General features: G+C 71.2%; 22 protein-coding genes. 10 read left to right on the top strand and 12 right to left on the bottom strand.

The features are described 5' to 3' along the window. Positions 1–35 precede the first annotated feature (35 nt). Complete coding sequence (locus tag ASG30_RS07745; RefSeq protein WP_055894593.1) at positions 36–4,046, top strand: two-partner secretion domain-containing protein; 4,011 nt, start codon at positions 36–38, stop codon at positions 4,044–4,046. 135 nt (positions 4,047–4,181) lie between these two features. Here the strand turns inward: ASG30_RS07745 and ASG30_RS07750 are convergent, their stop codons facing one another. The 4 genes from ASG30_RS07750 to purU form a co-directional block, all read right to left on the bottom strand. Next, positions 4,182–5,675, bottom strand: a complete 1,494-nt coding sequence (locus ASG30_RS07750) for an FAD-linked oxidase C-terminal domain-containing protein (RefSeq protein ID WP_055894595.1) — start codon at positions 5,673–5,675, stop codon at positions 4,182–4,184. Positions 5,676–5,759: 84 nt separating this feature from the next. Then, complete coding sequence (locus tag ASG30_RS07755) at positions 5,760–7,466, bottom strand: sensor domain-containing diguanylate cyclase (RefSeq protein WP_055894597.1); 1,707 nt, start codon at positions 7,464–7,466, stop codon at positions 5,760–5,762. Between the two features lie 77 nt (positions 7,467–7,543). After that, positions 7,544–8,413, bottom strand: a complete 870-nt coding sequence (locus ASG30_RS07760) for a LysR substrate-binding domain-containing protein (RefSeq protein ID WP_055894599.1) — start codon at positions 8,411–8,413, stop codon at positions 7,544–7,546. 143 nt (positions 8,414–8,556) lie between these two features. Further along, positions 8,557–9,405, bottom strand: coding sequence for a formyltetrahydrofolate deformylase (purU, locus tag ASG30_RS07765; RefSeq protein ID WP_055894602.1), 849 nt, complete (start codon positions 9,403–9,405; stop codon positions 8,557–8,559). Between the two features lie 89 nt (positions 9,406–9,494). Between purU and ASG30_RS07770 the strand changes: the two genes are divergently transcribed. Beyond that, a complete protein-coding gene (locus ASG30_RS07770) occupies positions 9,495–10,190 on the top strand; it encodes a DUF4197 domain-containing protein (protein ID WP_055894604.1) in 696 nt (231 codons plus the stop codon). 206 nt (positions 10,191–10,396) lie between these two features. Then, entirely contained in the window at positions 10,397–11,731 is a 1,335-nt protein-coding gene (locus ASG30_RS07775) for an aminotransferase class III-fold pyridoxal phosphate-dependent enzyme (RefSeq protein ID WP_055894606.1), read from the top strand. Between the two features lie 130 nt (positions 11,732–11,861). Here the strand turns inward: ASG30_RS07775 and ASG30_RS07780 are convergent, their stop codons facing one another. Beyond that, a complete protein-coding gene (locus ASG30_RS07780; protein ID WP_055894608.1) occupies positions 11,862–12,611 on the bottom strand; it encodes a ChaN family lipoprotein in 750 nt (249 codons plus the stop codon). 50 nt (positions 12,612–12,661) lie between these two features. Between ASG30_RS07780 and ASG30_RS07785 the strand changes: the two genes are divergently transcribed. Continuing rightward, positions 12,662–13,717 (top strand): AbrB family transcriptional regulator, encoded by a 1,056-nt coding sequence (locus tag ASG30_RS07785; RefSeq protein ID WP_055894610.1) that lies wholly within the window; start codon positions 12,662–12,664, stop codon positions 13,715–13,717. A gap of 46 nt (positions 13,718–13,763) precedes the next feature. Here the strand turns inward: ASG30_RS07785 and ASG30_RS07790 are convergent, their stop codons facing one another. The 3 genes from ASG30_RS07790 to ASG30_RS07800 all read right to left on the bottom strand — a co-directional run bounded on the left by ASG30_RS07790 (position 13,764) and on the right by ASG30_RS07800 (position 15,895). Beyond that, positions 13,764–14,036, bottom strand: coding sequence for a BTH_I0359 family protein (locus ASG30_RS07790; RefSeq protein ID WP_055894833.1), 273 nt, complete (start codon positions 14,034–14,036; stop codon positions 13,764–13,766). A 102-nt stretch (positions 14,037–14,138) separates the two neighbouring features. After that, positions 14,139–14,741, bottom strand: a complete 603-nt coding sequence (locus ASG30_RS23180; RefSeq protein WP_055894612.1) for a DUF3108 domain-containing protein — start codon at positions 14,739–14,741, stop codon at positions 14,139–14,141. A 377-nt stretch (positions 14,742–15,118) separates the two neighbouring features. After that, positions 15,119–15,895, bottom strand: a complete 777-nt coding sequence (locus tag ASG30_RS07800) for an IclR family transcriptional regulator (protein ID WP_055894614.1) — start codon at positions 15,893–15,895, stop codon at positions 15,119–15,121. A 109-nt stretch (positions 15,896–16,004) separates the two neighbouring features. On the opposite strand from ASG30_RS07800, the gene ASG30_RS07805 reads away from it, so the two are divergent. After that, complete coding sequence (locus ASG30_RS07805) at positions 16,005–17,015, top strand: fumarylacetoacetate hydrolase family protein (protein WP_055894616.1); 1,011 nt, start codon at positions 16,005–16,007, stop codon at positions 17,013–17,015. A gap of 118 nt (positions 17,016–17,133) precedes the next feature. Here the strand turns inward: ASG30_RS07805 and otsA are convergent, their stop codons facing one another. The 4 genes from otsA to ASG30_RS07825 all read right to left on the bottom strand — a co-directional run bounded on the left by otsA (position 17,134) and on the right by ASG30_RS07825 (position 21,596). Then, positions 17,134–18,537, bottom strand: a complete 1,404-nt coding sequence (gene otsA, locus ASG30_RS07810) for an alpha,alpha-trehalose-phosphate synthase (UDP-forming) (protein ID WP_055894618.1) — start codon at positions 18,535–18,537, stop codon at positions 17,134–17,136. Between the two features lie 5 nt (positions 18,538–18,542). Next, on the bottom strand, positions 18,543–20,339 hold the full coding sequence (locus ASG30_RS07815; RefSeq protein WP_082521953.1) for a glycoside hydrolase family 15 protein: 1,797 nt from the start codon (positions 20,337–20,339) through the stop codon (positions 18,543–18,545). Continuing rightward, positions 20,336–21,082, bottom strand: coding sequence for a trehalose-phosphatase (otsB, locus tag ASG30_RS07820; RefSeq protein ID WP_055894623.1), 747 nt, complete (start codon positions 21,080–21,082; stop codon positions 20,336–20,338). The genes ASG30_RS07815 and otsB overlap by 4 nt, the downstream gene beginning before the upstream one ends. Positions 21,083–21,182: 100 nt before the next feature. After that, positions 21,183–21,596, bottom strand: coding sequence for a VOC family protein (locus tag ASG30_RS07825; RefSeq protein ID WP_055894625.1), 414 nt, complete (start codon positions 21,594–21,596; stop codon positions 21,183–21,185). Positions 21,597–21,621: 25 nt separating this feature from the next. On the opposite strand from ASG30_RS07825, the gene ASG30_RS07830 reads away from it, so the two are divergent. From ASG30_RS07830 to ASG30_RS07850, 5 genes are all read left to right on the top strand, one after another. Then, positions 21,622–22,425, top strand: a complete 804-nt coding sequence (locus ASG30_RS07830; RefSeq protein WP_055894627.1) for an enoyl-CoA hydratase/isomerase family protein — start codon at positions 21,622–21,624, stop codon at positions 22,423–22,425. An 88-nt stretch (positions 22,426–22,513) separates the two neighbouring features. After that, positions 22,514–22,861, top strand: a complete 348-nt coding sequence (locus ASG30_RS07835; RefSeq protein WP_082521954.1) for a hypothetical protein — start codon at positions 22,514–22,516, stop codon at positions 22,859–22,861. A gap of 72 nt (positions 22,862–22,933) precedes the next feature. Then, complete coding sequence (locus ASG30_RS07840; protein WP_055894629.1) at positions 22,934–25,258, top strand: TonB-dependent receptor; 2,325 nt, start codon at positions 22,934–22,936, stop codon at positions 25,256–25,258. Beyond that, positions 25,255–25,797, top strand: coding sequence for a YcnI family copper-binding membrane protein (locus tag ASG30_RS07845; RefSeq protein ID WP_055894630.1), 543 nt, complete (start codon positions 25,255–25,257; stop codon positions 25,795–25,797). The genes ASG30_RS07840 and ASG30_RS07845 overlap by 4 nt, the downstream gene beginning before the upstream one ends. A gap of 20 nt (positions 25,798–25,817) precedes the next feature. Next, positions 25,818–26,300 (top strand): copper chaperone PCu(A)C, encoded by a 483-nt coding sequence (locus tag ASG30_RS07850; RefSeq protein WP_055894632.1) that lies wholly within the window; start codon positions 25,818–25,820, stop codon positions 26,298–26,300. Positions 26,301–26,327 lie beyond the last annotated feature (27 nt).

The raw sequence follows: 26,327 nt of genomic DNA on the forward strand, positions 1-26,327 counted from the left end.
GTTTTGTTCCTAGTCCTTGACGAGTGCAGCAAGCCATGTCGCAACGCCAGATCGCTTCCAGACTTCGCGCCCGCGCCGCGGCCCCCGTTCCCGCCTTCGCCGGCCACCGCCCCCTGCTGCTGGCGCTGGCACTGGCGGCCGGCTTCTCGGCGCTGCCCGCCGCCGCGCAGCCCACCGGCGCGCAGGCCATCCACGGCAGCGCCACCCTGAGCCCGCAAGGCAGCCACCTCGTCGTGACGACGGGCAACGGCGCCGGTACGCGGCATTCGGCGATCAACTGGCAGAGCTTCAGCATCCCGGGCGGCACCAGCACGCACTTCGCCCAGCCCGACGCAGCCAGCACCTCAATCAACCGCGTGCTGGGCGCCAACCCCAGCGCGATCTTCGGCACGCTGTCCTCCAACGGGCGGCTGGTGCTGGTGAACCCGGCGGGCATCACGGTGGGCGCCGGCGCGGTGGTGGACACGGCGGGCTTCACCGCGTCCACGCTGCGCATGGGCGACGCCGACGCGATCGCCGGGCGTCTGCGCTTCGGCGACGGCAGTGCCGCCGGTCCGTTGCGGGTGGACGGCCGCATCCTGGCGACCAGCGGTGACGTGGTGCTGATCGGCACCGACGTGCAGGTCGGCGCGCAGGCCGTGGTCCGCAGCCCGCAGGGCGCGACCGTGCTGGCCGCGGGCCAGAAGGTCGAGATCACCGGGCGCGGCCTGGAAGGCATCCTCTTCGAGGTCCAGGCGCCCACCGACCGGGCGGTGAACCTGGGCACGCTGCAGGGCGACGCCGTCGGCATCTTCGCGGGCACGCTGCGGCACAGCGGCCTGGTGCAGGCCAGCGCCGCCACCGTGCAGGGCGGCCGGGTGGTGCTGCGCGCGAGCGACCATGCCGAGACGGCCGGCACCGTCCTGGCCCAGGGCGCAAACAGCGCCGGCGGCCAGGTCGACGTGCTCGGCAAGACCGTGGGCGTCATGTCGGGCGCCGTCATCGACACCTCCAGCAGCAACGGCGGTGGCCGCATCCGCATCGGCGGCGACTACCAGGGCGCCAACGCGGACCTTCCCAACGCGCAGGTGGCCTACGTGGCGGCCGACGCCGCGTTGCGCGCCAACGCGATGGACCACGGCCAGGGCGGCACGGTCATCGTGTGGGCCGACGACACGGCGCGCGTGCACGGCAGCATCGAGGCCAAGGGCGGCGCCCAGGGCGGCGACGGCGGCTTCGTCGAGACTTCCGGCAAGCGCTACCTCGATACCAGCGGCGTGCGCGTGAACGCGTCCTCGCCGCGCGGCAAGGGCGGCCAGTGGCTGCTGGACCCGAGCGACCTGACCATCGCGGTGAACGGCGTCGACGACGCGGATTTCCTCAGCCCGTTCTCCATCGCCTCCGGCCTGCTGAACTCCCTGGTGCGGCTGGACACGCTGAACAACGCCCTGGATTCGGGCACCAGCGTCACGCTCACCACCAACGCCCAGGGCACCGGCGGCAACGGCGACATCGTCTTCGGCGACGGCACCGGCTTCCTGGACATCGTGCGTTCGACCTCGGGCGCGGCCACCCTGAACGTGCAGGCCGACGGCGACATCGTGTTCAAGGCCGGCACCACCACCGCCTTCCGCACCCAGGGCGGCAGCGGGCGCGACCTGAGCGTGGTGCTGCAGGCCAGTGGCGGCATCCGCACCGAGACCGGCTCCTGGGTCAAGCTGTCCACGGACCACAACGACAGCAAGGTGCGGGCCATCGTCGCCGGCGGCAAGACCTGGACCAACGACGGCAACGTCACGCTCAACCTGAACGGCAAGATCGACCTGGCCAGCGGCGCGACCTTCCAGAACAACGGCCTCCTGGACGGCGCCGCGGGCCCGTACGGCGGCATCTGGGGCGGCAACTTCATCAACTGGTCGGACGTCCGGCTGAGCCAGGGCCACTTCAACGTCGGCTCCTTCAGCGGCGGCGGCAGCTTCCGCTTCGACGGCGACACGTTCTCGGCCGGCGCCTTCGACTTCAGCGGCACCGACCTGTACGTGAAGGCGCGCACCGGCGACGTCGTCCTCTCCGGGATGTACGGGGTCACCGCCGCGGGGCACATCGGCCTCGAAGCAGTCAGCGGCAACGTCGAGGCCTCCAGCCTCACCGCCGGCAGCGTCGACGTATCGGCGGCCGGCAACATCACCGTGCAGGGCTGGGTCGACACCTACGGCGGCCGCACCAGCGCAGGCAGCGCCAGCGGCGGCAGGGTCAAGCTGGCGGCCGGCGGCAACGTGACGGTCTACGGCTCCATCGACTCGAGCGCCGGCTACGACTACTACGGCACTTCGGCCGGCGCCGGCGGCGACATCGACGTGTCGGCCGGTGGCGACATCTCCATCGGCAGCATCTACGCCTACGGCGGCTCGTCCAGCAGCGACGGGGTGGGCGGCAACGGGGCTTCGGTGACCCTGCGCTACGGCAACAAGCTGACGCTGGACTACGTCGACGCGGCCGGCGGCGGTGGCGGCTACAGCGGAGAAGGCGTCGGTGGCACCGGCGGCCGCGGCGGCAACCTGACGATCATCAAGGAACGCGGCGACCTCGAACTGTCCGGCGGCTACTTCAACGTGGACGGCGGCTGGGGCGGCGACGGCCTGGTCGGTGGCCAGGGCGGCCGCGGCGGCAACGTCACCCTGATCGCGCGCGCCGGCGGCGTGCTGATGCCGGGCTACGACGGCAGCATCAGCGCGCGCGGCGGCAGCGGCGGCTGGTCCGACGGCACCACCACCAACGCCGGCGGCCGCGGCGGCGACGGTGGCGCGATCGACATCTCGGCCAACGGCGCCTCCAGGCTGCTGGCCTGGCTCGATGCCTCCGGCGGCGACGGTGGCGAGGGCGACTACTACGGCTCCTCGCGCGGCGGGCAGGGCGGCAACGGTGGCGCGATCAACATCGCGGTCAACGGCTCGCTGGCGCTGGGCGGCGCACTGCTGGCCGGAGGCGGCCAGGGCGGCATGGTGTACGACTGGGGCTCCGAATACAGGTCCGAGTACACGTACGGGTACGAACCGTCCACCACCGCAACCGACCCGTCGCGCACCGGGGCGACAGGTGCGCTCGGCAGCGTCCACCTCTTCGCCACCGGCGGCGTGGTCGTGCCGGCCGTGATCGACATCCCCTACCCGACGCCCACGCCCACCGAGCAATCGGCCGGCATCCTGCCGCCGATCCCGTCGTCCACCGAGATCCCCGGGTCGCTGCAGATCGACGGCGCGTTCAGCAACGCGTCGGCGCTGCAGCTGGAGACCGGTGCCACCCTGCTGGTGAGCGGGCCGATGACGAACACCGGCTCGGTCGACCTCGGCGCGGCCTCCACGCTGGCGGTGGGCTTCAGCTACGACGCGGCCAGCGACACCTACGCGCTGGGCAACGGCACCTTCACCAACGCTGCCGGCGCGCGGCTGTCCGGCTCGGGCACGGTGCAGGGCAATGTGGTGAACGCCGGCACCGTCACGCCCGGCGGCGCCTCGGGCATCGGGCAGCTGAACATCACCGGCAACTTCGAGCAGACCGCCGGCGGCCGGCTGGAGATGGACATCGCGGCCAGCTCGCCCTTCGTTCCCGGCGTCACCTACGACCAGCTGGCCGTGGGCGGCAACCTGGCCCTGGGCGGCCAGCTGTTCGTCAACGCGGTGCCGCAGGTGCCGACGGCCAGCAGCACCCAGCTCGCGGCGGGACTCACCAGCACGTCATCCACGTCCGTGCCAGTCGCCACGCAGTACTACGAGCTGCTGCAGGCGGCGGCGGCCGGCGGCCGCTTCGACCTGATCTCGGGCCCGCCCGAGCTGCTGTCGCAGATCCGCATGAACGTGGGCGGCACGGTGATGGAAGTGCCCGGCAACACCGCCAGCGGGCTGATCGCCGCCATCGCCCGCATGCTGCCCGGCGTGACGCTGGCGCAGATCCAGCAGGTCATCGTCGAGGCGAACAACAACTCGATCGCCCAGCCGAAGGACGAGAAGGAAGGCGAGTCCGGCGAGAGCGACATCGTCGTGACGGACAGCGCGTGCAAGCCGGCGTGATGTAACCCGTCGTCCCCGCGGATTTGAACCCGTCGTCCCCGCGGAGGCGGGGACCCAGTGCTTCCATCTTCAAGGGGGTTCGAAGGCGGAAGCACTGGATTCCCGCCTTCGCGGGAATGACGGTGCTTGGTATTCCTAGAACCGCGGCAGTTCGGGGTGGGCCAGGCGCCCGCCCCGCACCAGCTCCTTGCCGTACTCCGCGCAGCGCGTCAGCGTGGGGATCACCTTGCCGGGGTTGAGCAGGCCGCGCGCATCGAAGGCGCGCTTGACGGCCAGCATCTGCTCGCGCTCCTGCGGGCTGAACTGCACGCACATGGAGTTGAGCTTCTCCACGCCCACGCCGTGCTCGCCCGTGACCGTGCCGCCCATGGCCACGCTGGTCTCCAGGATGTCGGCGCCGAACAGCTCGCAGCGGTGCAGCTGGTCCGCGTCGTTGGCATCGAACAGGATCAGCGGGTGCAGGTTGCCGTCGCCCGCATGGAACACGTTGGCGCAGCGCAGGCCGTACTTCTTCTCCATCGCCTGGATCGCCAGCAGGATGTCGGCCAGCCGCTTGCGCGGGATGGTCGAGTCCATGCACATGTAGTCGGGGCTGATGCGGCCCGACGCGGGGAAGGCGTTCTTGCGGCCGCTCCAGAAGCGCAGCCGCTCGGCCTCGTCGCGGCTGACCGCGATGGCGGTGGCGCCGGCGGCGCGCAGCACGTCGCTCATGCGGCCGATCTCCTCGGCCACTTCCTCCGGCGTGCCGTCGCTCTCGCACAGCAGGATGGCCTCGGCCGTCAGGTCGTAGCCGGCGTGGACGAAGTCCTCCACCGCGGCGGTCATCGGCTTGTCCATCATCTCCAGCCCCGCCGGGATGATGCCGGCCGCGATCACCGCCGCGACCGCGTCGCCGGCCTTCCGCACGTCGTCGAAGCTGGCCATGATGCAGCGCGCCAGCAGCGGCTTGGGCACCAGCTTGACGGTGACCTCGGTGGTGACGGCCAGCATGCCCTCGCTGCCCACCAGCACGCTGAGCAGGTCGTAGCCCGGCGTGTCCAGCGCCTCGCTGCCGAACACCACCGGCTCGCCATCGGCGGTGAAGCCGCGCACCTGCAGCACGTTGTGCAGCGTGAGCCCGTATTTCAGGCAGTGCACGCCGCCCGAGTTCTCGGCCACGTTGCCGCCGATGGTGCAGGCGATCTGGCTGGAGGGATCGGGCGCGTAGTACAGGCCCCAGGTGGCCGCGGCCTCGCTGATGGCCAGGTTGCGCACGCCGCACTGCACCCGCGCCGTGCGGCTGGCCGGATCGACCGCGAGGATGCGGTTGAACTTGGCCAGCGACAGCGTCACGCCCACCTTGTTCGGCATCGCGCCGCCCGACAGGCCCGTGCCGGCGCCGCGCGCCACCACGGGCACGCCCAGGCGGTGGCAGGCGCGCAGCACGCCCTGGACCTGCTCCTCGGTTTCCGGCAGCGCGACGGCCAGCGGCCGCTCGCGGTACGCCGTGAGGCCGTCGCATTCGTAGGGCCGGGTCTCCTCGGCATGCCACAGCAGCGCGTGCTTCGGCAGCACCGCGAGCAGCGCGGGCACGAGCTGGTCGAGCAGGGCGGCCGGGGGCAGCACGGCGGGATCGAGCGGGGCGTTCATGGGTGCAACCCTAGCGCACCTGGCGGGCGGGTGGGGTGAAGAAACTTCAAGCGGCGTCGGGCCTGCGGCTCACGCAGGCCGCCGTCAGGTACTGGCGGGGGCCGCCCGCGGCTCCAGGTGGTGGATGGCGCGCTTGGGATCGGTCTTCAAGCGATCCAGGGCCCGGTGCAGGCGCTGCAGCAGCAGCTGCTCGTCGACCTCGCCGCCGTCGGCCGCCTCGATGTCGCCGTCGGGCACCCGGGCCGAGACCACGCGAAGGTTGAGCCCCAGGTCGGGCGGGAAGGTGCGCAGGCGCTCCAGGCCGCGCGCCACCATGTGCTGCGCCAGCCGGCGGCGCTCGTCGTCGTGGCTGGGCCCTTCGACCAGCACCGCGAAACGCGTGTCCGATACCCGGCACACGGTGTCGACGTCGCGCACCACGGCGGCCAGGCGGGAGGCCGCCACCACCAGCGCGCGGTCGCCGGCATCGCGCCCCTCGCGCTCGACGATGTGGGCGTGGTTGGCCAGCTCGACCAGCAGGACCGCGCAGCGGTGGCCCAGGCGGCGGCCGCGCCGCAGCGCGTCGCGCAGGCGCAGCCGCAGCACGGGCGCGAGCACCAGGCCGGTGAGCGGGTCGGTGCTTTCCAGCGCACGCAGCCGGGCGCGGTGTTCGCTGAAGTCGCGCGCGCGCCGGTGCAGGATGTACAGCAGCAGCGGGATCTCGATGGCCGAGCCGATCAGCACGGCGTACTGGGTCGCCCAGCTGTCGGGCAACACGCCGGCGGCGCGCAGCGCGGGGAAGGGGTAGGCCAGGTGCACCGGCAGGAAGCCCAGGAACAGCCAGAACGAGTACGCCTCGCCGCGCCGCCACGTCCACAGGCACAGCGAGATGCTCAGGGCCACGGCGGCCAGGCCGTAGACGTTGAGGATCGCGTACATCGCCCCGTTGTTCAGCAGCAGGTAGGGCAGCGGGAAGGCCAGCCCGAACAGCGAGAAGGCCAGCGCCGCGCGATCGAGCGTGGGGCCGTGGCGCGAGAGGGCCGTGGCCTTGCGGATGTTCCAGATGCCGGCCGCGGTCATCCACAGCATGAAGATGGCCGGCGCGGCGTCGTTGAAGCGGGCCGAGCCGGGCCACAGGAACACCCCGCCCACCCCGGTGAAGGCCAGCTGGAACAGCAGCATGCAGGCGACGTAGGCCGCGTACGAATCGAACGCCAGGTCGGCGTACAGCCGCGCGTGCATCACGGCCAGCAGCCCCACCAGCAGGCCGAAGCCGACGTAGGCGCCCACCAGCAGGTAGGTCCACTGGCGGCGCTGCTGCAACTCGTTGGCATCGAGCAGCATCAGGTGCGCGCTGGCCGCGGCCGGGCGGTTCTCGATGCGCAGCCACGCGGTGACGGCGCCGCCCGCGGGCACCTCGAACAGGGGCGCGAAGTTGGGATGCGTCCACTGCGCCACGGGGAGGTGGTCGCCAGCGTGCTGCTCGCGCCAGCCGCCGTCGCGCCCCTGGGTGAACAGGCTGGCGCGGTTGAGGAAGGCGGCGCCGTTGAGCATCAGGTACCAGGGCGGCTCGGCGGCCAGGGGCGGGACGTCGATTCGCAGCCAGAGGGCGCCCGAGCCCAGGGAGACGGCGCGAGGGCGCTCGACGGGCTGGAATTCGGTGCCGCGCTGGGTGACTTCTTCGATGGTCAGCTGGCCGGTGGGGTCGATCCATTGGCCGATGCGCAGGGGGTCCTGGGCGTGGGCGGGAAGGGTGAAGAGGAGAGTGAAGAAGGCGAGGAGGAGGCAGCGCCACCACGTGCCGAAGGCCAAGGCGGAGGCGGGAGCGGAAGCTCTGGATTCCCGCCTCCGCGGGAATGACGGGAAAGGGTGGATCGTTTCGGTGACGCTCATGCCAGGCTCTTCTTCAGCCATTCCGCGAACGCGGCGCATTCCCAGCGGTCCAGGGTGCCGGTGCGCCAGCACAGGTAGTGCGCATGCGGGCTGGGCACGTTGCGCGGCGAGATGCGCTCCAGCGTGCCGTGGTCCAGCCAGGGCTGGCCGAGTTTCAGGCGAACGAGGGCGATGCCCAGGCCCTGCGCCGCCGCGTCGCACATCAGGCCGATGTCGTTGAACGAGGAGCCCTCGGCCGGCTCGCCGGCGTCGACGCCGTGGGCCAGGAACCAGGTGCGCCAGGGCTCCAGCGGGCTGCGGATCAGCTTGGCGGCGAGCAGCTCCTCGAGGGTGTCGAACGGCCCGTGCTCGCGGATGAAGGAGGGCGCCGCCAGCGGCGTGACCTCGTCGGTCAGCAGGCACAGGTGCTCGACGTCGGCGTAGCGGCCGGTGCCGAAGCGCACCATCAGGTCAGCGTCCTCGGCCACCACGTCCAGCAGCGGGATCGACACCTGCAGCGTGAGGTCGATCTCCGGATAGGCCTCGATGAAGCTGCGCAGCCGCGGCATCAGGATGGAGCGCGAGAACGTCGGCGTGACCGCCACCCGCAGCTTGCGCTTGCCCTGCGCCGCATGTCGGCCCGGGAAGCGCTCCAGGCTGGCCAGGCCCTCGCGCACGTGCGCCAGGTACTCGCTGCCTTCGGTGGTGAGCGAGAAATCGGCCCGGCCGAACAGCTTGGCGCCCAGCATCTGCTCGAGCTGCCGCACCCGGTGGCTCACCGCGCTGGGCGTCACGCACAGCTCCTCGGCCGCCAGCGTCACCGACCGCAGCCGCGCCAGGGCCTCGAAGGTGAGGAGGCACTGGATCGGCGGGATGCGGGCGGTCATGGTTGGATTCTCGTCATTCCCGCGGAGGCGGGAATCCAGTGCTTCCGGCTGCGGCCGCCACGCGGCCGGCGCGCTGCGCTGGATCCCCACGTACGCTCTTGCTCCTCACGCGGGGATGACCCGATGCGCTTCGCTTCATCGGGTCACTTGAAGATGACCGTCTTGTGCCCGTTGAGCAGAACGCGGTGCTCGCCGTGCCACTTCACCGCGCGGGCCAGCACCTGGCTCTCGGTGTCGCGGCCGACCGCGGTAAGGTCCTCCACGGTCTGCGAGTGGTCCACCCGCGCCACGTCCTGCTCGATGATCGGGCCCTCGTCGAGTTCGGCGGTGACGTAGTGCGCCGTGGCGCCGATCAGCTTCACGCCGCGGTCGTGCGCCTGGTAGTACGGCTTGGCGCCCTTGAAGCTGGGCAGGAAGCTGTGGTGGATGTTGATGGCGCGACCGGCCAGCTTGCGGCACAGCTCGTCCGACAGGATCTGCATGTAGCGGGCCAGCACCACCAGCTCGGCGCGCTCGCTCTCGATGATCTCCAGCTGGCGCGCCTCGGCCTGGGCCTTGGTGGCGGCGCTCACCGGCACGTGGTGGAAGGGCACGTTGTAGCTGGCCGCCAGCTGGTAGAAGTCGCGGTGGTTGGAGACGATGGCCGCGATCTCCAGCGGCAGCAGGCCGCTGCGCCAGCGGAACAGCAGGTCGTTCAGGCAGTGGCCTTCCTTGCTGACCAGGATCACCGTGCGCATCGGCTGGCGGGTGGCGTGCAGCTTCCAGGCCATGCCGAAAGGCTGGGCGAACAGGTGCAGCTGCGCCTGCAGGTCCTCGAAGGTCAGCTGGCCGCAGGCGAACTGCACCCGCATGAAGAACAGGCCCGTGTCGTGGTCGTTGTACTGCGCCGCCTCCTCGATGTTGCCGCCGCGCTCCAGCAGGAAGCCGGAGACGGCGTGCACGATGCCCGGGCGGTCGGGGCAGGAAAGCGTGAGGATGTAGGCGTGCGTCATGGGAAGCGGCGATTGTCGCAAACGCCCGCGCATTGCCGCGTTGGCGCGCCGCAGGCATCATCGACTTCCCATCGCTTCTCGCTGCCCCGATGCACCGACGCCGCTTTTCCCTCGCCCTCGTCTCGGCCCCCGCCGCCTTGCTGGCGCGGCCGGCCCATGCCTCCGGCCTGGCCTCCCTGTCCGATGCGGACGCCTCCCGCGGCCTGAAGACGGCGCTGGAGCAGGGCGCCCTGACGGCGGTGCGCCTGCTCGGCGTGCAGGACGGCTTCCTGGGCAACCCGCGGGTGCGCATCCCGCTGCCCAGCGCGCTGCAGGACGCTTCCAAGCTGCTCAAGGCCATGGGCCAGGGCCGGCAGGTGGAGGAGCTCGAGGTCGCGATCAACCGCGCCGCCGAGAACGCCGTGCCACTGGCCAAGAACCTGCTGGTGAACGCGGTGCGCACCATGAGCGTCACCGACGCCAAGAACATCCTCACCGGCGGCGACACCTCGGTGACCGCCTTCTTCGCCGACCGCACCCGTGCGCCGCTGGGCACGCAGTTCCTTCCCGTGGTGAAGCAGGCCACGTCCAAGGTGGGCCTGGCCGCCAAGTACGACCGCCTCGCCGGCAAGGCGGCGGGCTTCGGCCTGCTCAAGCAGGAGGACGCCAGCATCGACCACTACGTCACGCGCAAGGCGCTGGACGGGCTGTACCTGGTGATCGGCGAGGAGGAGAAGAAGCTGCGCAGCAACCCCGTGGCGGCCGGCAGCGACATCCTGCGCAAGGTGTTCGGGGCGCTGAAGTAATTCAAGGAACTGAACACGGAGGCACAGAGGCCCAGAGGAAAGAAGAGATTTCTTGAGGGTTTTCTCTGTCTCCCTCTGTGCCTCTGTGCCTCTGTGGTGAATTCTCAAGTGCTTCCCTGACGCGCGCCGCCCCCGGATTGCCGCCTCCGCGGGGCCACTCGCATTCAGAGCAAAATCAACTGACGATTCCGAAGGAGACCCGCCCCATGGCCTACAACGACTTCAACATGGACAACCAGTGGCTGCCGTTCACGCCGAACCGCAGCTTCCGCAAGGACCCGCGCGTGTTCGTCGCCGCCGACGGCATGAACTTCACCACGCACGACGGCCGGCAGGTCGTCGACGGCATCTCCAGCCTGTGGTGCGTGGGCGCCGGCCACAACCGCAAGCCCATCAACGAGGCGATCAAGAGGCAGCTGGACACGCTGGACTACGCCACCGCCTTCCAGGCCTCCAACGACAAGGCGTTCAAGGCGGCCGAGATGATCGCCGCGATGGCGCCGGGCGACCTCAACAAGGTGCTGTTCTGCAACTCCGGCTCGGAGGCGGCCGACACCTCGATGAAGGTGGCGCTGGCCTACCACCGCGCCCGCGGCGAGGGCCACCGCAACGTGTTCATCGGCCGCGAGCGCGGCTACCACGGCGTGGGATTCGGCGGGATGAGCGTGGGCGGCATCCCGTCCAACCGCAAGGTGTTCGGCTCCGCGATGCTGCCGCGGGTGGACCACATGCGGTTCATCCACGATCCGGTGAACAACGCCTACATCCACAACCAGGAACCGGAGTGGAAGGAAGACCCGCTGCTGGAGCTGGAGCAGCGCATCCTGCCGCTGCACGACCCGAGCAACGTGGCGGCCATCATCGTCGAGCCGGTCGCGGGGTCGGCCGGCTGGTACCTGCCGCCCAAGGGCTACCTCAAGCGCCTGCGCGAGATCTGCGACAAGCACGGCATCCTGCTGATCTTCGACGAGGTGATCACCGGCTTCGGCCGCATGGGCACCAACTTCGGCGCCGATTTCTACGGCGTGGTGCCGGACATGCTGAACTTCGCCAAGTGCGTCACCAACGGGGTGATCCCGCTGGGCGGCGTGGTCTGCCGCGACAAGCTCTACGACGCGATGATGAAGACCGACGCGCCCGAGCACGTGGTCGAGTTCTTCCACGGCTACACCTACTCGGGCCACCCGGTGGCCTGCGCGGCGGCGATCGCCACGCTGGAGCTGTTCCAGCAGGAGAACCTGTTCGCCCGCGCGGGCGAGATGGGCAAGGTGCTGGGCGATGCCTTCCATTCGACCTTCAAGGGACTGCCCAACGTCATCGGCATCCGCAGCCTGGGCCTGGCCGCGGCGGTGGAGCTGGCGCCGATCACCGGCTCGCCCGGCAAGCGGGCCTACGACATCTTCCTGGACTGCTTCCACAAGGGCGCCCTGGTGCGGCCGGCCGGCGATGTGCTGGTGATCGCCCCGCCGTACATCGTGGAGAAGTCGCACATCGACCAGCTGGTGAACACGCTGGCGGATTCGGTCAAGCGGCACGCCTGAGCGCTTGCTGTTGTCCCCGGCAGTCGCCGTCATCCCCGCGCAGGCGGGGATCCAGTGCTTCCCCCGGCAGGGCTGAAGGCGGACGCCCTGGATTCCCGCCTGCGCGGGAATGACGTCCACCGGCCACGCCTCAGCGGCGCTGCATCCGCTCGCGCAACTGCGCGCAGTAATCCGGCGCAGCCGCGCCCTTCGATCCGCTGGCCGGCAGCACCACCGGCCTGACCACCAGCGCCGGCGGCAGGTGGCGCGGCACGCCCAGCTCCGGCAACACGTGCCCGGCCCCCGCGAGCAGCAGCACGGCGCGCCCCGGCACGGCGGCCCGTTCCAGCGTCTGCGCCATCGCCCGGTCGCGGGCGATCTGCACCCGGGCCATGGGCGCCAGCTGCTGCTGCGGCAGCAGGTCGCAGTGGCCGGTGCGGATGGCCTCGCGCTGGCCCGCCAGCGCCGCCGCGTCCAGCGTGTCGTCCAGCGAGGCATCGGCCATGGCCTGGCGCATGCGGTCGCGCGGCAGGTTGGCGCCCAGAACGGGGACGCCGGCCGCCACCGCGGCCATCACGGCCGGGCCGTAGGCGCTCCAGGGCCAGGCCTCTTCGTTCCAGTGGAGCGCGGCGCGGACGTCGCCCTCGTCGGCGTTGCGCGGCAGGCCGGCAGTGCTGCGGCCCTGTTCGGCCATCTCCAGCGCCACGGCGGCGAGCCGGCCCCGGGCCGCTAGCGACTGGACGGTGTCGCGGTGCTGGCGCTGGTGGGCCGCGTCGTCGTGCTGCTCGCCCAGCAGCACGATGTCGGCCCCGGCCAGCTCGTCGACGCCCGGTCCCGGCGAGGCGCAGCCGGCCAGCGTGGCGAGGGCGGCCAGCCCCCAGGTGCAGAGCGCGGTGCGCATCGGGCGATACTAAGCCGCGGCCGCGCTTGCCGCGCCGCTTTTCCCGACCGATGGATTCCCGATTTTTCGTGCGCGCCGCCGCCACGCTCGCCGTCGCGCTGGCCGCCGCCCTGGCCTGCGTCTGGCTGCACACGCCCCTGCCCTGGATGCTGGGCCCGCTGATCGCCACCTCGGCGCTGTCGCTGCTGGGCGCGCCCACGCAGAGCTGGACACCGCTGCGCAACGCGGCGCAGTGGGCGATCGGCGTGGCGCTGGGCCTGTACTTCACGCCCGAGGTCACGGCGCTGGTGCTGCAGCTGTGGTGGGCCATCCTGCTGGCCATCGTCTGGGCGCTGCTGCTGGGCTGGGGCTTCGGACGCTGGCTGCACGGCGTGCTGCGCGGCCGCATGCCGGGCGGGCCGAAGGAGCTGCGCGCCACCAGCTACTTCGCCGGTGCCATCGGCGGCGCTTCGGAGATGACCTTGCTGGCCGAGCGCGCCGGCGCGCGCACCGACCTGGTCGCCGCCGCCCACAGCCTGCGCCTGCTGCTGGTGACGCTGCTGCTGCCGGTGGCCTTCGCCTGGCTGGGCCTGCACGGCAGCGACCCCACCTTGCCCGGCGCCCGCGTGGTCCGGCTGCCGGGGCTGGGCCTGCTGGTGCTCGCCACGCTGGCGGGCGCCTGGCTGCTGGCGCGCACCGGCCGCGCCAACCCGTGGTTCCTGGGGGCGCTGCTGGTGGCGATGGGCCTGACCATGGCCGGCATCCAGCTGTCGGCGATGCCGCAGGCGTTCACCAACGCGGCGCAGCTGGTCATCGGCGTCAGCCTGGGCGTGCGCTTCCGGGCCGAATTCGTGCACACGGCGCCGCGCTGGCTGCTGGCGGTGACGGTGGGCACGGTGGGAATGATCGTGCTGTGCGCGGGCTTCGCCGTCCTGCTGGCCTGGGCCACGGGATTGAGCGCCGCGACGCTGGTGCTGGGCACGTCACCGGGAGGGATCGCGGAGATGGCCATCACGGCCAAGGTGCTTCAGCTGGGGGTGCCGGTGGTGACTGCGTTCCAGGTCTGCCGGCTGGTGGCGGTGCTGATGCTGGTGGAACCCCTGCACCGATGGGGCTGGCTGCGCTGAACCGGCAGCCGGGGGAAGACGCGGGTGGGTCGCCCGCGGCCGGGGGTCAGTGCATCACCAGGGGGTTCTGGGCGAGCTCGGCGTAGCCGTCGAGCGTTTCCTCGACCTCTTCCTGGGTGGGCGTGTTCAGCTGCCAGGCGTTGATCTGCTTCTGGAACGCGTCGGCCCAGGAGCCGTCCAGGTAGACCTCCTTGTTCGTGCGCTTGTCGACGATCTCGAAGCCGTGGCGGGCGGTGCGCGGAGGCGGCTCGCCATCGGCAGGCTCGTTCGCCTGCATGTGCACGACGACGAACGAGTCGGAGTCATAGAGCATTTGCATGGTGTCGTCCTTTGGCATTCCAGATGGCTGCGTTCGGATCCGTTTCAAGTCATCCTCAAGAAGCCGCTTTCTGCATGCTTCCCAGAGTAGGCAATACCAGCCTCAGCCTTTGTCGGTGCCGGACCACTGCAGGTCGAGCCATTCGCCAGTCGGCGTTGTAAGACGCAGGCGCACCGGAACGTCAGCCGCGCCGGGGGCGAACCACAGTTCGAGTCGCGGATCCCACTCGCGTTCCGGTGTCCGCGTGAGCTTCAGCCCATCCGTGGGGCCCGACGGCAGGGCCAGCGTCTGCGCCCCATCGACCGTGAAGCGCCAGGCCTGGGCGTCGCGGGTGGTGGCGGTCTGGACCACGAGCGAATCGCCCGCCGACCAGCCTTGCGGTCGCGCTGAGAGCAGGGCGCCCAGCTGCAGCAGCACGCTCAGGCGGTCCTGAGCGCCAGGGTGCAGCGGCGCCGCTTCGGCCTGGCGGCTGAACACGATGCGGCCGCCGTCGCGGTCGAAGTGGGTGGCTTCCTCGCTGCGCAGCCGCTCGGAAAAGCGCAGCGGCGCCAGGCCGTGCGGCTGCAGGGTGCCGGTGCTGCGCTGCACGCGCGCCGGCAGCGGCGGCGCGTCGATGCGCAGCGTGGCCTCGTAGCGCTGGCCGTCGTGCCACCAGGCCAGTTCGGCCCGGCCGGACACGGGCACGCCGCGGTGAAGGGCGGTCACGGCGTAGTGCCAGCGGGCAGCGCCGGGGAGGGCGACTTGCGGAAGGGCTGCGCTCGTGTCCGGGGGCGGGATTGCGGGCGCAGGCGCCGCTGGCAACTCTCGGGAAGCAGGCGCGGGTGGCCGGGCTTGTCGCGCATCTGGGGTGCGGGGGACCCGCGTCGGCGTGGTCGGCGACGCAGCCGCGGGCGGCGCACCTGCCTGCGCCCCAACGGGCTCCACGGGCGTCGTCACCAGCGCGCGGACCGCCGCCCCCTGCGGCGTTCGCGATCCATTCCACGCGAACGTCCCCGGCGCCTCCTTCAACACCAGCCCGTGCAGCAGAAGCACCAGCGCGGACAGGACCAGCAGCGGCCGCGTCGGCACGCCGGGCCCGGGTTTCACCCGCGCCAGCCCAGGTCGCTGGAGAGCTGCAGGGCCGCTTCACGCAGCGGGCCGTGCACCGCGCCGTCCCACGCGGGGTCGAAGGTGCCGGTGGGCCCGAGGGCGACGATGCCCAGGACCATGTGGCCGTCGGCGTCGAACACCGGCACGCAGAAGCCCACGATGCCGGGCAGCAGCACGTCCACCACGCGTGCCGCGCCGCGCTCGCGCACCTCGTCCAGCAGGGCGCGCGCCTGTGTGAGCGTGGCGGGCACGTCGGTGCGGCCCTGCTTCTGCGCGCGCGCCAGTTCCTCGCGCAGCATGGGCGTGATCGCCTCGCGCGAGGCGTAGGCGGCAAAGCAGCGGCCGGTGGCGGACGACAGCAGCGGCATCACGTCGCCCAGGCGCAGGTTGACCGTCACCGCCGAGGGCGACTCCTCCCAGTGCACGATGGTCGGGCCGTGGTTGCCCCACACGGCCAGGGCCAGCGTGTGGCCGATGCGCTCCATCAGCGCCGTGACGCGCACGCGCGCCGCCTTGACCGCATCCAGCCGCGAGAGCGAAGCCAGACCGAGCTTGAGGGCCGCCGGCCCGAGGTCGTAGCGCGTGGTCGAGGGGTCCTGGGCCACCAGCTGCAGGCGCTGGAAACTCACCAGGTAGCGGTGCGCCTTGGCGGCGCTCATGCCGGCGGCGGCGGCCAGGTCGCGCAGCATCAGCGGGCCCGGCGCCTGGCCCAGGGCGTCGAGCAGCGCGAACCCCACCTCCACCGACTGGATTCCGGCGCGCTCCTTCATGCGGGAAGGCGTGGGCTAGAATTTCGTTTAGGTAAATTCATTTCACTAAGCGTAACGCCGCGGTCGGGCCCCGACTTTAGCGCAGGACGCGAATTCCGGGGTGCTCAGGATGAAGCTTGCGACGTACAAGGACGGTTCCCGCGACGGCCAGCTGGTGGTGGTGTCGCGCGACCTGGCGACGGCCCATTATGCGACCGGCATCGCGGGCCGCCTGCAGCAGGCGCTGGACGACTGGGGCTTCATCTCCCCCCAGTTGCAGGACCTGTACGAGGCCCTGAACGGCGGCAGGACGCGCCACGCTTTTCCCTTCGAGCCGCAGCGCTGCATGGCGCCGCTGCCGCGCGCCTACCAGTGGGCCGACGGCTCCGCCTACATCAACCACGTGGAACTGGTGCGGGCCGCCCGCAAGGCGGAAGTGCCCGAGACCTTCTACACCGACCCGCTGATGTACCAGGGCGGCAGCGACGACTTCCTGGGCCCGTGCGACGAGGTGGTGGTGCCCAGCGAGGAGTGGGGCATCGACTTCGAGGCCGAGATCGCGGTGGTCACCGGCGACGTGCCCATGCAGGCCACCCCGGACGAGGCGCTCGAGGGCATCCGCCTGGTGATGCTGGCCAACGACGTCAGCCTGCGCAACCTGATCCCGGCCGAACTGGCCAAGGGCTTCGGCTTCTTCCAGAGCAAGCCGGCCACCGCTTTCAGCCCGGTGGCCGTGACGCTCGACGAACTGGGCGACGCCTGGCAGGGCGGGCGCCTGCACCTCACGCTGCAATCCAACTGGAACGGCCGCCGCGTGGGCATGTGCGAGGCCGGCCCCGAGATGACCTTCCACTTCGGCCAGCTGATCGCCCACATCTGCAAGACGCGCAACGTGCGTGCCGGCAGCATCGTGGGATCCGGCACCGTGAGCAACAAGGGCACGGAGCAGAACGGCCGAATGGAGTGGCCCAAGGGCTACAGCTGCATCGCCGAGAAGCGGGCCATCGAGACCATCCAGGACGGCAAGCCCTCGACCGAGTTCATGAAGTTCGGCGACACCATCCGCATCGAGATGAAGGGCAAGGACGGGCAGACGATCTTCGGGGCGATCGAGCAGAAGATCGCGCCGGTGGTGCGCTGAGCCCCTGGTCCCGTCATTCCCGCGAAGGCGGGAATCCAGTGCGTCCGCCTTCAGCGGACTGCCGGAAGCCCTGGGTCCCCGCCTCCGCGAGGACGACGCACATTCCCCCGCATTCCTCTTAAAGCCGCAACCAAGGCGTCCCCGACTCCTCCGCCTCCGCCTGCCCCAGCGTGTGCAGGAACGAGTCGCACCACCAGTGCACGTCGGTGCGCTGCAGCGTCTTGAACAGCGCCTCGTGGCGCTCGCGCCGCTCTTCCAGCGGCATCTGCAGCGCCAGGTGGATGGCGTGGGCCGTGCCCTCGGTGTCGTAGGGGTTCACCAGCAGCGCTTCCTTCAGCTGCTCCGCCGCGCCGGCGAAGCGCGAGAGCACCAGCACGCCCGGATCCTCCGGGTCCTGCGCCGCGAGGAACTCCTTGGCCACCAGGTTCATGCCGTCGCGCAGCGGGGTCACCAGGGCCACGCGGCTGGCGCGGTAGAGGCCCGGCAGGCGCGCCCGCGCCACGGTGCGGTGCATGTAGCGCACCGGCATCCAGTCCAGCTCGCCGTAGTTGCCATTGATCGAGCCGCACAGGCTTTCCAGCTCGTGCAGGATGTCGGTGTAGGCGCTGACGTCCTCGCGGCTGGGCGAGGCGATCTGGATCAACGTGGCGCTCTGGCGCGTCTCGGGGTAGCGCGCCAGCAGCTCGCGGAAGGCGCGCATGCGCTGCGGCAGGCCCTTGGAGTAGTCCAGCCGGTCCACCCCCACCAGCAGCTTGCGGCGCGAGTACTCGCGCTTCATCCGCTCGTACATCTCGCGCGCCTCGGGCGCCTCGGTGACGCTGCGGAACTCCTGCACGTCCAGCCCGATCGGGTAGGCGCCGGCGTGGATGGTGCGGTTGAACACGCGCCAGCGGCCCTCGCCGGCCGACTGGGCGTGGGCCTCCGACTGGATGTAGCGGCAGAAGTGCTCGTGGTCCGCCTGGCTCTGGAAGCCGACCACGTCGTACGAGCACAGGCCCTTCATCAGCCAGTCGTGCCCGGGGATGGCTGCCAGGATCAGCGGCGGCGGCAGCGGGATGTGCAGGAAGTAGCCGATGCGCTGCGTGCAGCCCAGCGCGCGCAGCTCCGCGGCCAGCGGGATCAGGTGGTAGTCGTGCACCCAGATGATGTCGTCCGGCTGCAGCATCGGCAGCAGCGTCTTGGCGAACATCTGGTTGACCCGCCGGTAGCCCTCGATGTAGCCGGCGTCGAAGTCGGCCAGGTCCAGCCGGTAATGGAACACCGGCCACAGCACGCCGTTGGAGTAGCCGACGTAGAACGAGTCGTAGTCCTCCTTGTTGAGGTCCACGGTGGCCAGCGTCACCGGCCCGGCGTGGTGCACGTGCAGCTGCGGCTGGGCATCGCCCTCGGCCAGCTTACCGCTCCAGCCGAACCAGAGGCCGCCGCTGTTGTTGAGCACTTCGCCGAGCGCGACCGCCAGGCCGCCGGCGGCGGTCTTGCGGGGGTCGGCAACGCGGTTCGATACGACGACGAGCCGGGACATCGCGGTCAGATCACCGTGTCCCACGGCGCCGACAGGCGGACCGCGGCATTGATCAGGCCGACCATCGAATAGGTCTGCGGGTAGTTGCCCCACATCTCGCCGGTCTCGGCGTGCGTGTCCTCGGACAGCAGCCCCAGCGGGTTGCGGCTGGCCAGCATCACCTCGAAGATCTCGCGTGCCTGCGCCTTGCGGCCGATTCGCGCCAGCGCGTCGATGCGCCAGAAGGTGCAGATGTTGAACGCCGTCTCGGGCTTGCCGAAATCGTCGGCCGCCTCGTAGCGGCGCATGTACGGCCCGTCGCACAGCGACTTCTCCAGCGCGTCCACCGTGGCCACGAAGCGCGGGTCGCGCGGGTCGATGAAGTTCACCTCGGCCATCAGCAGCGCGCTGGCGTCCAGGTCGCGGCCGCCGAAGCTTTCCGCGAAGGACTTGCGCTCCTCGCTCCAGGACTCGCGCAGGATGCGTTCGCGGATGGTGTGGGCGCGCTCGGCCCAGTAGTTGGAGCGGTCCGTCAGCCCCAGCGTGACCGCCACCTTGGCCAGCCGGTCGCAGGCGGCCCAGCTCATCAGCGCCGACGAGGTGTGGATGCGCGCCCGGGTGCGCAGCTCCCACATGCCGGCGTCGGGCGTGTCGTAGATGCGGAAGGCCTGCTCGCCCACCGCCTCCAGCGAGGCGAACTCGGCGCGGCCGGCGCGGCGCAGCAGGCGGTGGTCGTGGAAGGCCTGGGCCGCGCCCAGCACGATGTTGCCGTAGACGTCGTGCTGGAAGTGCTCGGCCGCCTGGTTGCCCACGCGCACCGGCCCCATGCCGCGGTAGCCGGGCAGGTGCTCGTAGATCGCCTCGGGCAGCTTCTCCTCCTGGCCCACGCCGTACAGCGGCTGGATGTGGCTGCCGCGCGAGCGCACGATCACGTTGGTCAGCCAGCGCAGGTACTCCTCCATGGTCGCCACTTCGGAGATGCTGTTGAGCGCCCGCACGACGAAGAAGGCGTCGCGCAGCCAGCAGAACCGGTAGTCCCAGTTGCGTCCGCTGTTGGCCGCCTCCGGGATGCTGGTGGTCATGGCGGCGATGATGGCGCCGGTGTCCTCGAACAGGGACATCTTCAGCGTGATGGCCGCGCGGATCACCGCGTCCTGCCACTCCAGCGGCAGCGACAGGGCCCGCGACCAGTTGCGCCAGTAGGCGGCCGTGTCCTGCTCGAAGGAGCGCGCCGTGTCCTCGATGCCACCGGTGAGCGTCTCGTCCGGCCCCATGATGAAGTTCAGCGGCCGGTCGACCACGAAGAACGTCTCGGACAGGATGTAGTCGATCGGCGCGTCGGTGTTCACGCGCAGGGTCTGCCCCGGGCCGACGAAACGGATGTGGGTGCTGCCGCGCGTCACGTCCGGCTTGAAGCGGCCCCAGTCGAAGCGCGGCCGCAGCACCACCCGGATGCGCGGCGTGCCACCCAGCACGCGCACGCGCCGGATCATGGACAGCGGCCGGAAGGTGCGGCCGCGGCTCCAGAAGCGCGGCGCGAAGTCGGTGATCTCGATGCCCTGGCCCTGGCGGTCGTACAGGCGCGTGTGCAGCACTGCGGTGTTGGTCTCGTACTGCTGTTCGCTGCGCGCGAAGTCCTCCAGCTCGAACGCCCAGAGGCTGCCGTTCTCGGTCGGGTCCAGCAGCGCGTTGAAGATCGGGTCGCCGTCGAAGCGCGGCAGGCAGCACCAGACGACGCTGCCGCGTTCGTCGATCAGTGCGCTGTAGGCGCAGTTGCCGATCACGCCCAGGTTGAGGTTCGGGATCGAGGTGTTTGCTTTCATGCGGAGGCTTTCCGGGCGACCTTCATGGCCACCGCGTTCTCGAATTCCAGGCGCAGCGCGCCGGGGGTGGGCAGGCGCTGCCAGGCGACGGTGGGGCCTTCGCCCACCTTGACGCCCAGGCCGCCCAGGCGCTGCACGGCGGCGAAGCCGCCCTCGTCGGTGACGTCATCGCCCACGAACACGGGCAGGCGGCCGGCGAACGGGCCTTCGCGCAGGAAGGCCTCGATGGCGCTGCCCTTGGTCGCGCCGCCCGGCTTGGCTTCCACCACCATCTTGCCGCGCAGGAGCGTGAGGCCGGGCGAACGCTCCACCGCCTCCTGCATCGCGTCCAGGCATTCCTGTTCGAGCTCGGGGGCCGCGCGGTAATGGACGGCGATGGAGCTGTCCTTGTGTTCGACCAGCAACTGCGGGTAGCGCGTGGCCAGCACGCTGGCCGCGCGCTCCACCGCGTCCAGCGGATGCGTGGGCAGCAGGTCCACGGCACCGTCGGCCGCACGGCGCTCGGCGCCGTGCACGCCGGCCACGGGCAGCCGCAGCGGGCCGAGGTACTGGTCGATCTCGCGGATCGGGCGGCCGCTGACGACCGCCACTGCGCCTCCGAGGTACTGCTGCAGGGCGCTGAGCGTCGGCACGAGGCCGCAGGGGACGACCACCGCGCCGGGCTCCGGCGCTATGTCCACCAGCGTGCCGTCGAAGTCGAGAAACAGCGCGCAGGCCGGACTCAGGATGTCCACGAAATTCATGGGTCGTGAACGTAACACCGAAGGGGTGGGCGACGGCCGCCCTGCCGACCGCCGGACTCGGTAGGAACGCTCCTACAGGCCGGCGCGCTCGCGTAGAAAGTCAGGCCTGGTAAAGGCCCTGGAGCGAGCGGAAGCCCTTGACCTCGATCGGGTTGCCGCAGGGATCCAGGAAGAACATGGTCCATTGCTCGCCCGGCTGGCCGGCGTAGCGCAGGTGCGGCTCGATCACGAATCCGGTGCCCGCGGCGCGCAGGCGTTCGGCCAGCGCCTCCCACTGCGGCAGCTCCAGCACCAGCCCGAAGTGCGGCATGGGCACCATCCGGTCGCCCACCCGGCCGGTCAGCGTGGTCTCGAAGGGCTGGCCCAGGTGCAGCGAGAGCTGGTGGCCGAAGAAGTCGAAGTCCACCCACGTGTCGGTGCTGCGGCCCTCGGCGCAGCCGAGCACGCCGCCGTAGAAGCGGCGCGCGACGTCCAGGTCGGTCACGTGGAAGGCGAGGTGGAATAAGCTTTCCATCCCGCAAGACTACCCCACCCCGACGATGGACTACTCGCGCTACCGGACCCTCTCGATCAGCCGCCGCGGGCCCGGCGATTCGGTGCTGGACATCGTGATGCGCGCGGCCAACGGCAAGCTGCCGACGGCCGGCCACGAGGGCCACCGCGAGCTGGCCGAGATCTGGCGCGACGTCGGCGCCGACGACAGCGTGCGCTGCGCCGTGCTCCGCGGCGAGGGCCAGGGCTTCTCCGGCGGCGGCGACCTGTCGCTGGTGCAGGACATGGCCGGCGACTTCGAGGTGCGCAGCCGCGTCTGGAAGGAGGCGCGCGACCTGGTCTACAACGTGATCAACTGCGACAAGCCGATCGTCAGCGCGCTGCACGGCCCGGCCGTGGGCGCCGGGCTGGTGGCCGGGCTGCTGGCCGACATCCCGATCGCGGCGCGCGACGCCAGGATCGTCGACGGCCACACGCGGCTGGGCGTGGCGGCCGGCGACCACGCGGCCATCGTCTGGCCGCTGCTGTGCGGCCTGGCCAAGGCCAAGTACTACCTGATGCTGTGCGAGCCCGTCAGTGGCGAGGAGGCCGAGCGCATCGGCCTGGTCGCGCTGGCGGTCGACCGCGACCAGCTGCTGCCCAAGGCCTACGAGGTGGCCGACCGGCTGGCGCAGGGCAGCCAGAGCGCCATCCGCTGGACCAAGTACTCGCTCAACAACTGGCTGCGCCAGGCCGGCCCCAACTTCGACACCTCGCTCGCGCTGGAGTTCATGGGGTTCGGCGGACCGGACGTGCGCGAGGGCATCGCCTCGCTGCGCGACAAGCGGCCGCCGCGGTTCCCCGGCAGCTGACCGGCGTTGGGCCGGCGCGCTGCGGTCGCGTTTGTTTTTTCACGCAGCCGCGCACACGGCCCAGGGCCCGCCGGACATAATCCCGGCCATGCAGCGCTTGCGCCAAGCCCGTTTCCTCGCCCGCCTCGTGCTGGCCTGGTTCGCGCTGGCGATCGGCGTCGCGGTCGCGTCGCCGGTGGTGCAGCCCAAGGCCGTGGAGATGGTGTGCAGCGGCGGCGTGATGAAGCTGATGCTGCAGGGCGACGCGGACGAGCCGGTAGCGTCGCACACGCTCGACTGTCCGCTCTGCGCTTCGACCAGCGCGCCCCCGCCCGCTCGCTCCACGCACGCCGTCCAGCTGCCGCTGGCGCACGTCGTGCAGCCGATCCCGGCCGCCCGGCTGGCGGCCCGCGTGGCCGCGCCCCTGCCCGCCCGCGGGCCCCCTTCGCACTCCTGATCCGCTGAAAGCGTTCCATGCGCCGGCGTTCCCGCCGCGCGTGGCCTTCGTTTCCGAGACAGGAGTCCCATCGTGGACAGGTCGCGAGTCGCGGCCGCCGTGGCGGCCACCATCCCCCTGCTCTGCGCGCCGCCCGCCCGCGCGCAGGACACCCCGGCCCGCTCGCTGGGCGTGGTCACCGTCACCGGCGGGCAGCCCACTTCGCTGCCGACGCAGATCCCCACCACCATGGAAGGGATCACGCGCGAGCAGATCGAGCGCACCGTCAACGCGACCGACAGCGAGGACGTGCTCAAGTACTTTCCCAGCCTGCTGGTGCGCAAGCGCTACCCCGGCGACTACAACCACGCCATCCTGTCCAGCCGCGCCTCGGGCACGGGCAACAGCGCGCGCTCGCTGGTCTATGCGGACGGCATCCTGCTGTCCAACCTGCTGGGCAACGGCGTCGGCGGCCTGAGCTTCCCGCCGCGCTGGGGGCTGGTGACGCCCGAGGAGATCGAGCGGGTCGACGTGATGTACGGGCCGTTCTCGGCCGCGTACCCGGGCAATTCGGTGGGCGCGGTGGTCGACTTCGTGACCCGCATGCCCCGGCAGTTCGAGGCGCATGCCGCCGCCAGCTACTCGGTGCAGCCCTTCGAGCTGTACGGCACCGACCGGAACTCCCGGACCTGGCAGTCCAGCGCGTCGCTGGGCAACCGGGCCGGCGACTGGGGCTGGTGGCTCAACGTCAACCGCCTGGACAGCGAAGGCCAGCCGCTCACCTTCCCCACCCGGCCGGCCTCCGGCGCCAACCCGGCCGGGGCCGGCGTGCCCGTCACCGGCGCGGTGCCCACGCGCAACAGCGCCGACCAGCCCTGGTACGTGCTGGGCGAGGCCACGCAGTACGCCAGTCGCCAGGACCACCTGAAGGCCAAGCTGACCTACGACTTGCCGGGCGCGATCCGCGCCGCCTACACGCTGGGCTGGTGGGAGAACACCTCGCACGGGCGGTCGGCGTCCTACCTGCGCGACGGCGCAGGCAACGCGGTGGGCAGCGGGCCGATCCGCATCGGCGGCGCCGCGTTCGCCCCGCTCACCGGGGCCGACTTCCCGCTGACCGAGGAGCGCCTCACGCACCTGATGCACGGCCTGTCGCTCAAGAGCAGGACGCAGGGCGTGTTCGACTGGGAGGCCGCGGCCAGCCGCTACCACTACCGGCGCGACGACAAGCGCCAGAACGCCGCTTCCAATCCGCCGCCGGCGGCGCTGGCCGGCGGCGCGGGCACGCTGGCCGACGGCAGCGGCACCGGCTGGACCACCCTGGCCCTGCGCGGCACCTGGCGGCCCGACGGGACGCAGGGCGCGCACATCGTCGACTTCGGCGTGCAGCAGGAGCGCTACGAGCTGGCCTACCTGACTTCCAACGTCGCGGGCGACTGGCGCGACGATGCGCCGGGCAGCGTGGCCAGCAACGTCGGCGGCCACACGCAGCTGCGCAGCCTGTGGGCGCAGGACGCCTGGGCCTTCGCGCCGCGCTGGAAGACGGTGCTGGGGGCGCGCGTGGAGCGCTGGAACGCCTTCTCGGGCTTCACCGTCATCACGCCGGCGGTCAACACGGCCTGGCCGGACCGCGGCGAGTCCCACGTGTCGCCCAAGGCGGCGCTGTCCTGGCAGTGGCGGCCCGACACCGTGCTCAAGGCTTCGCTCGGGCGCGCGGTGCGTTTTCCCACCGTGGCCGAGCTCTACGGCGCGACCTCGACGGCCAACGCCCAGTTCATCAACGACCCCAACCTGCGGCCGGAACGGTCGTGGACCGGCGAGCTCACCGCCGAGCGGGAGCTGGAGCGCGGCCTGCTGCGGCTGACGTTCTTCGCCGAGGACACCCGCGACGCGCTCTACAACCAGACGCTGATCGACACGGCCGCCAACCGCAACGTCACCCGCGTGCAAAACGTGGGGCGCATCGCGACCCAGGGCCTCGAACTCGCCTGGAGCGGCACCGACGTGTGGACACCCGGCCTCAACCTCAACGCGAGCGCGACCTACGCCCACTCGGAGATCCGCGAGAACGCAGGCTTCGTGGCCACGCCCGGGGACACGGTGGGCAAGCGCCAGCCCAACATCCCGCGCTGGCGCGCCGCCGCGGTGGCCGACTACCGCTGGAGCGAGCGCTGGACCACCTCGGTCGGCGCGCGCTACAGCAGCCGGCAGTTCCGCACCCTGGACAACAGCGACGTCAACGGCTACGCGTACATGGGCGTGAGCCGGCTCTACGTGGTCGACGTGCGCGCGCGCGTGCAGCTGGACAAGCACCTGAGCGCGGCCTTCGGCATCGACAACCTGAACAACAAGACGTACTGGAACTTCCATCCCTACCCCCAGCGCACTTTCTTCGCGGAACTGAAGGCAGACCTATGAACCACCGATCCCTCGCCCCCCTGCTGGCCGCCCTTGTGGCGGCCCCCGCCGCCCTGGCGCACGTGTCGCTCGAGTACCAGGTCGCGCCGGCCGATGCCGGCTACAAGGCCGCCTTCAAGATCGGCCACGGCTGCGGCGCCTCGCCCACGCGGCAGGTGAGCGTCACCATCCCCGCCGGCGTGACCGGCGCCAAGCCCATGCCCAAGCCCGGGTGGTCGCTGGAGATCGAGCGGGCCAAGCTTGCGCAGCCCCTCACCTCGCACGGGCGCACCGTCACCGAGGACGTGGTGCGCGTCACCTGGACCGCGCGCACCGCCGCCGACATGCTGCCCAACGACCAGTACGATGAGTTCGTGCTGGTCGCGCGCACGCCGGCCAAGGCGGGCACGATCTACTGGCCGGTGAGCCAGGTGTGCGAGAACGGCCGCCTGGACTGGGTGGACGTCCCGCGCGACGGCCGCCCCGCCGCGGACCTCAAGTCGCCCGCGGCGGCCCTCGAGATCCTGCCGGCCGCGGGTGGCGGCGGCCACCGCCACTGAACTTCAAAAGGAGAGAACCCATGAACAAGATCAGAACCTTGCTGGCCGCCACGGCCCTGGCCTGCGGCGCGTCCGCCTGGGCGCAGGCGACGGCGCCGGTGACCGTGCTCGCGCCCTGGGCGCGCGCCAGCGTGCAGGGCCAGCGCGCCTCGGGCGCCTTCATGACCCTGGTGGCGCAGGAGCCGCTGACGCTGGTTGCCGCCACCAGCCCCGTGGCCGGCCGGGCCGAGCTGCACGAGATGAAGATGGACGGCGACGTGATGCGCATGCGCCAGCTCGACTCGGTGGAGATGAAGCCGGGCCAGCCGCTGCAGCTCAAGCCCGGCGGCCACCACCTCATGCTGATGGAGCTGAAGGCCCCGCTCGCGCCCAACACCAGCATCCCGGTGACGCTGACGTTCCGCACCGCCACGGGCGAACAGCGCCAGCTGGCGCTGCAGGTGCCGGTGTCGGCCACGCCGCCGAAGGAGGCTGGCGCCGCCGGCAGCCACCACAAGCATTGACACCGATGCTTGCGGATTGACGGTGCG

The organism is Ramlibacter sp. Leaf400 (genome assembly GCF_001424545.1).
Lineage (GTDB): Bacteria > Pseudomonadota > Gammaproteobacteria > Burkholderiales > Burkholderiaceae_C > Ramlibacter.

Excerpts from the sequence above, each read along its gene's own strand:
- ASG30_RS07805 (WP_055894616.1), top strand. The coding sequence starts at position 16,005 with ATGAAGCTTGCGACGTACAAGGACGGTTCCCGCGACGGCCAGCTGGTG.
- ASG30_RS07835 (WP_082521954.1), top strand. The coding sequence starts at position 22,514 with ATGCAGCGCTTGCGCCAAGCCCGTTTCCTCGCCCGCCTCGTGCTGGCC.
- ASG30_RS07750 (WP_055894595.1), bottom strand. The coding sequence starts at position 5,675 with ATGAACGCCCCGCTCGATCCCGCCGTGCTGCCCCCGGCCGCCCTGCTC.
- otsB (WP_055894623.1), bottom strand. The coding sequence starts at position 21,082 with ATGAATTTCGTGGACATCCTGAGTCCGGCCTGCGCGCTGTTTCTCGAC.
- ASG30_RS07785 (WP_055894610.1), top strand. The coding sequence starts at position 12,662 with ATGGATTCCCGATTTTTCGTGCGCGCCGCCGCCACGCTCGCCGTCGCG.
- ASG30_RS07815 (WP_082521953.1), bottom strand. The coding sequence starts at position 20,339 with ATGAAAGCAAACACCTCGATCCCGAACCTCAACCTGGGCGTGATCGGC.
- ASG30_RS07790 (WP_055894833.1), bottom strand. The coding sequence starts at position 14,036 with ATGCAAATGCTCTATGACTCCGACTCGTTCGTCGTCGTGCACATGCAG.
- ASG30_RS07745 (WP_055894593.1), top strand. The coding sequence starts at position 36 with ATGTCGCAACGCCAGATCGCTTCCAGACTTCGCGCCCGCGCCGCGGCC.
- purU (WP_055894602.1), bottom strand. The coding sequence starts at position 9,405 with ATGACGCACGCCTACATCCTCACGCTTTCCTGCCCCGACCGCCCGGGC.
- ASG30_RS07775 (WP_055894606.1), top strand. The coding sequence starts at position 10,397 with ATGGCCTACAACGACTTCAACATGGACAACCAGTGGCTGCCGTTCACG.
- ASG30_RS07800 (WP_055894614.1), bottom strand. The coding sequence starts at position 15,895 with ATGAAGGAGCGCGCCGGAATCCAGTCGGTGGAGGTGGGGTTCGCGCTG.
- ASG30_RS07850 (WP_055894632.1), top strand. The coding sequence starts at position 25,818 with ATGAACAAGATCAGAACCTTGCTGGCCGCCACGGCCCTGGCCTGCGGC.
- ASG30_RS07825 (WP_055894625.1), bottom strand. The coding sequence starts at position 21,596 with ATGGAAAGCTTATTCCACCTCGCCTTCCACGTGACCGACCTGGACGTC.
- ASG30_RS07780 (WP_055894608.1), bottom strand. The coding sequence starts at position 12,611 with ATGCGCACCGCGCTCTGCACCTGGGGGCTGGCCGCCCTCGCCACGCTG.
- ASG30_RS07760 (WP_055894599.1), bottom strand. The coding sequence starts at position 8,413 with ATGACCGCCCGCATCCCGCCGATCCAGTGCCTCCTCACCTTCGAGGCC.
- ASG30_RS07845 (WP_055894630.1), top strand. The coding sequence starts at position 25,255 with ATGAACCACCGATCCCTCGCCCCCCTGCTGGCCGCCCTTGTGGCGGCC.
- ASG30_RS07770 (WP_055894604.1), top strand. The coding sequence starts at position 9,495 with ATGCACCGACGCCGCTTTTCCCTCGCCCTCGTCTCGGCCCCCGCCGCC.
- otsA (WP_055894618.1), bottom strand. The coding sequence starts at position 18,537 with ATGTCCCGGCTCGTCGTCGTATCGAACCGCGTTGCCGACCCCCGCAAG.
- ASG30_RS07830 (WP_055894627.1), top strand. The coding sequence starts at position 21,622 with ATGGACTACTCGCGCTACCGGACCCTCTCGATCAGCCGCCGCGGGCCC.